The following is a 6885-nucleotide window of genomic DNA, read 5'->3' as shown; positions in this document are numbered from 1 at the left end:
CGAAGACAACAAAATCTTCAGGCTAATAGAAATGCAGCTTTCAAGTGCTGCCTAATAGACATGGGAAATGTCAGTAATTATAATTTTTCTTCATAATGTAAGGCTTTATCTGTGATTTTATTTCCTCATTATCCTCACTTCCCGTTCCATTTTTCGTCTTTCTAGTTGTAAAATTCTACTTCATAACCACATTTATCGTGAAATCACATTAGATATCAGAAAGCTTATTTGCAAGCTGAAAATTTAAGTTTTTTTAAACTTTGATAAGAAAAATGCGGTGAATTAGTGCTTTTTGAGAAAAAATAACCGCTTTTTAACCTTTATTTTAATTCTCCGGAGATAGTTTTGCGATGTTAATAATTGTAAAATGAATTAAATAAATGCCCCTGTCTAATTTACGACAGGCGATGTTCAGGAAAAATCTGTATTATATGAGAGTGAATTCAGTCAGCATCTTCCAATTTATTAGACAGTTGATGTCTAATGTCAATTTGGGGCAATCGTTTCTGGTCCTATTATTTGTATTTGGAACTTCTATTACCATGACAACACATGCGCAGGAACGAGTAAGTATAGTGTCCGGTATTGTAACGGATGAAAATGGTGAAACGATGCCCGGAGCAACGGTAACGCTGCAAGGAGTGATGGGTGGTACGATTACAAATATTGATGGTGAATATTCTATTAACGTAAAGGAAGGTGATATGCTTGTCTTTTCTTTTATTGGAATGGAAAATAGTCAAATAAAATACACCGGTCAGAAGGTTATAAATATGGTGATGCGATCACAGACAGATGAGCTGGATGAGGTTACAATTGTTGCCTTCGGAAAACAGAAAAAGGAGAGTGTGATTGCTTCTATAGAGACGATAAAACCAGCCGAGTTAAAAGTACCTTCAAGTAACTTAACAACTGCTTTGGCTGGTCGAATGTCGGGCATCATTTCTTATCAACGAAGTGGTGAGCCAGGCCAGGATAATGCTGAGTTTTTTATCCGTGGAGCAACTACTTTTGGTTATAAAAACACACCACTTATTTTGATTGATGGAATCGAGTTAACAACAAGGGATCTTGCACGTCTCCAGCCAGATGACATTGCCAGTTTCTCCATTATGAAAGATGCAACGGCAACGGCTCTTTATGGTGCACGTGGTGCCAATGGTGTTATTTTGGTTACCACAAAAGAGGGCCGAGAAGGAACAGCGAAGTTAAGCTTTAGATATGAACGTTCTATTTCTCAGCCAACCAGGATGATTGAGATAGCTGATCCGGTTACGTACATGAAAATGCATAATGAAGCCATTTTAACTCGTAATCCTTTGGGAGGGCGAGAATATTCCTTGGAGAAAATAAGAATGACTCAGCAGCCCAATAGAAATAAGATGGCATACCCTGCAGTCAATTGGTTTGATGAGTTGTTTGAAAAACAGGCCATTAATGATCGATTTAATTTTAATGTTGGAGGTGGTGGAAAGGTGGCTCGCTATTATTTAGCTGGTACCTTCAATACCGATAATGGTATATTAAAAGTAGATCCACGAAATAATTTTAATAATAATGTAAAATATAATCGTGTTTCCTTACGCTCCAACATTAACATTAATGTGACAAAGACTACAGAAGTAGCGGTTAGATTTAATACTAATTTTGATGACTACAATGGTCCAATTGATGGAGGTGAGGATTTATTTAGAAAAGCATTGCGAACAAACCCAGTGTTGTATCCGAAGTATTATGAACCAGATGCCAAGCACGAAAATACCAGTCATATATTATTTGGTAATGCAGGGCAATTTGGGAGCTATTTAAATCCATATGCCGATATGGTTCGTGGTTATAAAGACGAAAGCAGAAGCTCAGTCATCGCATCTGTTGAATTAAAGCAAAAGTTGGATTTTATTACCAAAGGATTATCTGCTCGCTTAATGGGGAATACGCATAGAGAGTCATTTTCTAGCACATCAAGTGCTTATAATCCGTTTTATTACTCCATTGGTAATAGCTATGATCCGGAAACCGACACATATGTCTTAACGAACTTGAATCCAGGACAAGGAACAGAGTACCTTGAGGCTAGTCCAGGGGGAGTTGTTGCGAATAGTTCGCAATACTTTGAAGGCTCACTAAATTATAATAATACTTTTGCTGATAAGCACAATTTCACTGGTATGTTAGTAAGTATTATTAGGGAATATAAAACCTCACTATCTGCCAATGATGTTGAATTGTCATTGCCTTACAGGAATATTGGAATATCAGGACGATTTACTTATGGATTTGATAATCGTTATTTTACTGAATTTAATTTCGGATATAATGGTTCAGAGCGTTTTTCACAGAAAGAACGATTTGGTTTTTTCCCTTCAGTAGGTGCTGGTTGGATGGTGTCTAATGAAGATTTTTGGAAACCGATCTCTACGATCGTTAACAAATTAAAGTTAAAAGGTACCTATGGTTTTGTTGGAAATGACGCTATTGGAGATGCGCAAGATCGCTTCTTTTATATGTCTAAGGTTAATATGAATGATGGTAGTAAAGGAACTACTTACGGAGACGAGTTCAGATATTTTGTGCCAGGTATCAGTATTGATAGATATAGCAATGATCAGATTACATGGGAAGTAGCAACCATGGTGGATTTGGGTATCGAAATCGGCTTGTTCGATAAGCTGGAATTTCAGGGCGATTATTTTTACGAGTATCGTGATAATATTTTAATGAATAGGTCAGAAGTACCGTCCACTCTTGGAACGCAGGCTGACCTGAGAGCGAACTTAGGTGCTGCTGCTTCACGAGGTGTTGATATGTCGCTAGATTTCAACCATAACTTTTCAAATAATTTATGGGTAAGTGCGCGAGGTAATTTTACTTATGCGACGAGTCAATTTGAAAAATTGGAAGAGCTTGACTATGTCTCGGCAGGTTTGCCTTGGAGATCCTCATTAGGAAATTCACTTTCGCAACATTATGGATTAATTGCTGAACGATTGTTTATTGATGAAGCTGATATCGCCAATTCTCCTGTTCAGGATTTCGGACCGGCTGATAGTTATATGGCTGGTGATATAAAGTATAAGGATATTAATAATGATGGTATAATTAATGACAATGATATTGTACCAATTGGTTATCCTGCAACACCCGAAATAGTATATGGCTTTGGTGCATCCACCGGATTTAAAGGTGTTGATTTTTCATTCTTTTTTCAGGGTTCTGCCCGTTCGTCATTTTTTATTGATGTGAATGGCACATCTCCTTTTGTAGATAATAAAGCGCTTTTAACCGCATGGGAACAAGATCATTGGTCGGAAGATAATCGAAATCTGTATGCTGCCTGGCCTCGTTTGTCTGAAGAGATAGTGGAGAATAATAATCGACCAAGCACGTGGTTTTTAAGGGATGGTAGCTTTTTGAGGTTGAAATCTGTAGAACTGGGTTATACTTTCACCGAAAAAACTTTTATCTCCAAAGTTAAACTGTCGTCTTTTAGAATATATGCCAGTGGAACCAACCTGTTTCTATTTGCACCATTTGATTTGTGGGATGTGGAAATGGGAGGTAATGGACTGGGCTACCCAATACAAAAGGTTGTAAATATTGGACTTAATGCAAGCTTTTAATAAGAAATCAGGGATTTAAGTCAAACGAAATTTAATGTTGGAAAAAGCAAACAAATATAGAATGAGAAATTATATAGTAATTTTTATAGCACTATTTTTAGCTGGTTGTAGCGATTATTTGGATCTTGTTCCTGATAATGTTGCGACTATAGAGATGGCTTTTAACACAAGAGCATCGGCAGAAAAGTATCTTGCAACCTGTTATAGTTATGTACCTGAGCACGCTCATGTTGAGCAGAATTTTGCACTTGTAGGCGGTGATGATATATGGTATTATGCAGAGCGAGATTTTTATATGAATAATCAAACGAGTCTTCGCTTGGCTAAAGGCATGCAAAATGCAACAGATCCGTACTGTAACTATTGGGATGGTTCACGTGGTGGATTTAATATGTATGAAAGTATCCGCGATTGCAATATTTTTCTGGATAACATCAAAGATATACCAGATCTTGATAAGGATGAAAGAGAACGTTGGGTAGCAGAAGTAAAAACCTTAAAAGCATTTTATCATTTTTGGTTGTTTCGGATGTATGGCCCTATTCCTGTTGTTCGTGAAAATATACCTGTGAATGCTGAGACCGAAGAACTTTTTGTTAAAAGGGAACCGGTTGATCAGGTTGTCAGTTACATAGTGGAATTGCTTGATGAGGTAATCGAAAGTCAGCATCTTCCGGAAGCAATTATTTCCGTCAGCGATGAATCAGGCCGCTTAACTCAATCAGCAGCCAAGGCCATCAAAGCGAAAGTGTTAGTTCTTGCAGCAAGTCCGCTGTTTAATGGTAACCCTGAGTATGTGAATTTTACAGATAAGGATGGTGTTCATTTGTTTGGTGCGGGTTATGATCCTGAAAAATGGGTAAAGGCAAAAGATGCGTGTTTTGAGGCTATTATAGCAGCAGAATCGGCAGGACATAGCTTATATTCTTTTACCAAACTTCTACCGATTGGAGACATCAGTGATACACTTAGGCATGAACTGACACTCAGAGCTACCATAACCGATCCTTATAATGAGGAGCTTATTTGGGGAATCGGGCCTAACTGGACTGGTGATTTACAGCGATGGTGTCAGCCTCGTTGGACTGGCGATCATAATGCCCGATTTAACGATACTAAGAAATCTCATGCACCTACCTTAAATGTAGTGGAAGATTTTTATACTAATAATGGATTGCCAATCAAAGAGGATAAGAACTGGGATTACGCTAATCGCTTTAATGCGATACATGTAAAAGACGAGTTGGCAACAGATCATCGATATTTTATTCAGGATGATTACACGACAGCAAAGATGCATTTGTATAGAGAACCACGCTTTTATGCTTCTGTCGGCTTTGATGGCGGTAAATGGTTTTCGTTAGAAACAAAAAATGATGCTTTAATTCCTTCATTAAATGCAAAGGCGGGACAGTTTTCCGGTAAGAGTGGTGAGGAGATATATTCAATTACCGGCTATTTTACTAAAAAGCTGGTTAATTATGAAAATATAATTCAACAATCCAGAACTGTTGTAGAGGGTTATGTATTTCCGATTGTTCGTTTGTCTGATTTGTACTTGATGTATGCTGAGACTTTAAATGAGGTTGAAGGACAACCTACCAATGATGTATATGAATATGTGCAAAGAGTGAGAGATAAGGCAGGTCTTGACATCGGGGGCGATCTACTTACAACTTACTCAACTTATTCTAAAAATCCTCAAAAGCCATTAAGTAAAGAGGGAATGAGGGAGATTATTCATCAAGAACGCCTAGTCGAGCTAGCATTTGAAGGGCATCGCTTTTGGGATTTGAGACGATGGAAGTTGGCCGAGGACTATTTTGCAAAACCTATTAGGGGCTGGAATATTTATGGGGCTACCCCTGAAGATTTTTATCAGGTAAAAAACATCTTTTTCAGGGATTATCTGATGCGTGATTACTTATGGCCTATCAGTCAAAATGAGTTAATAAGAAATTCTAATTTGGTTCAAAATCCAGGATGGTAGGGTAATAATTTATTCAATAATTGAATTTGTGAAAATGAAAATATATAGCGTAATATCAAGTGTTCTTATAATAGCAGCCGTGTTTATCGGGTGTGAAGAGGAAGGTCGCCATCCATATGGAAGCGATGCAACACCTCCTGGACCTGTAGTCGTAAAAGAAGTAACAAATATGCATGGCAAATCAGTGGTGCATTACCAATCACCCAACGATGTTGATCTCTTATATGTAAAGGCTGAATTTATTGATGATCGTGGTGTTTTGAGAGAAGTAAAGGCATCGGCAGCGATAGACTCTCTACTAATTGAAGGATTTGCAGATGCAAAGGAATATGAAGTGACGCTTTATGCTGTAGATCGTGGAGAAAATCATTCAACGCCTACTTTGGCAAAGGTTAACCCCTTAACACCTCCTTTGGATTTAATTTTCCCAACCTTAAAAGGAGAAGTCGATTATGGTGGGATTAAAGTAAGTTATGAGAATAGCGAGCAGGCCGAAGTCTCCATTAATTTAATTAAGTATGAAGAGAATCAGGATAAATACATTTATAAGGAATCTCTTTTTACCAGCCAGCCATCGGGTTCATATAGTTTTAGAGGATACAGTGCCGTATTCACCCAGTTTGGAGTATATGTTGAAGATCGTTGGGGTAATTTATCAGACACTACTTATTTCGAAATGACCCCTATTCCAGATACTTTTCTGGATAAGGAAAAATTCTCCGTATTTAAGATTAGTGGTGACAAGGATTTTAATGATTATGGTTTTAGCGAAGACCAGATGTGGGACGGACAATGGGGTAACCAATGGAATTGTGGCCATACAGCCTTTGAAGATTTACCTCACCGACTAACCATAGATCTTGGTGTAAAAGTGAAATTAAGCCGTTTTAAACTTTATCAAAGGGGAGGAGATGAATTATACAAACACGGTAATCCTAAACGCTTTAATATTTATGGTACACTGGATGTAAATGAACTACCACCATACGATCCTGCAAATCCAAATGCAGGCTGGACTTTCCTGAAAGAGTGCCATTCGTTTAAACCTAGTGGAACACCTGTTGGTCAGGCTACCTCAGAAGATCATGCTTATCAAAACAAAGGTGAAGACTTTGAATTTGACGTAAATAATTTAGTGGAGGTAAGGTATGTGCGTTTGGAAAATCTGGAAACATGGGGTGAACAGCGTGTTACGGTAATTGGAGAATTGTCATTTTGGGGTGAGATTACCGAAGAAGTCAACTAATTTATAATTAATATTTAAGCAATAATATA

At 37.7% G+C, this 6885-nt stretch carries 3 protein-coding genes; all 3 read left to right on the top strand.

Annotated features, from left to right (window positions below; genetic code table 11):
• Positions 1 to 431 precede the first annotated feature (431 nt).
• A complete protein-coding gene (locus JIV24_RS17590) occupies positions 432 to 3620 on the top strand; it encodes a SusC/RagA family TonB-linked outer membrane protein (protein ID WP_200466387.1) in 3189 nt (1062 codons plus the stop codon).
• Between the two features lie 61 nt (positions 3621 to 3681).
• Positions 3682 to 5610 carry a RagB/SusD family nutrient uptake outer membrane protein gene (locus JIV24_RS17585; protein ID WP_200466386.1) on the top strand — a complete coding sequence of 643 codons (1929 nt, stop codon included), beginning with the start codon at positions 3682 to 3684 and terminating at the stop codon, positions 5608 to 5610.
• 34 nt (positions 5611 to 5644) lie between these two features.
• A complete protein-coding gene (locus JIV24_RS17580) occupies positions 5645 to 6856 on the top strand; it encodes a DUF5000 domain-containing lipoprotein (RefSeq protein ID WP_200466385.1) in 1212 nt (403 codons plus the stop codon).
• The last annotated feature ends 29 nt before the right edge of the window (positions 6857 to 6885 follow it).

The sequence above is a fragment of the Carboxylicivirga marina genome, from assembly GCF_016612505.1.
Classification (GTDB): Bacteria; Bacteroidota; Bacteroidia; order Bacteroidales; family Marinilabiliaceae; genus Carboxylicivirga; species Carboxylicivirga marina.
Note: the sequence above shows the minus strand (reverse complement) of the source record. Positions and strands in the feature narration are given on the sequence as shown.

Bases quoted from the DNA above. Each gene is read 5' to 3' on its own strand.
- JIV24_RS17585 (WP_200466386.1), top strand. From the start codon at position 3,682: ATGAGAAATTATATAGTAATTTTTATAGCACTATTTTTAGCTGGTTGT.
- JIV24_RS17580 (WP_200466385.1), top strand. From the start codon at position 5,645: ATGAAAATATATAGCGTAATATCAAGTGTTCTTATAATAGCAGCCGTG.
- JIV24_RS17590 (WP_200466387.1), top strand. From the start codon at position 432: ATGAGAGTGAATTCAGTCAGCATCTTCCAATTTATTAGACAGTTGATG.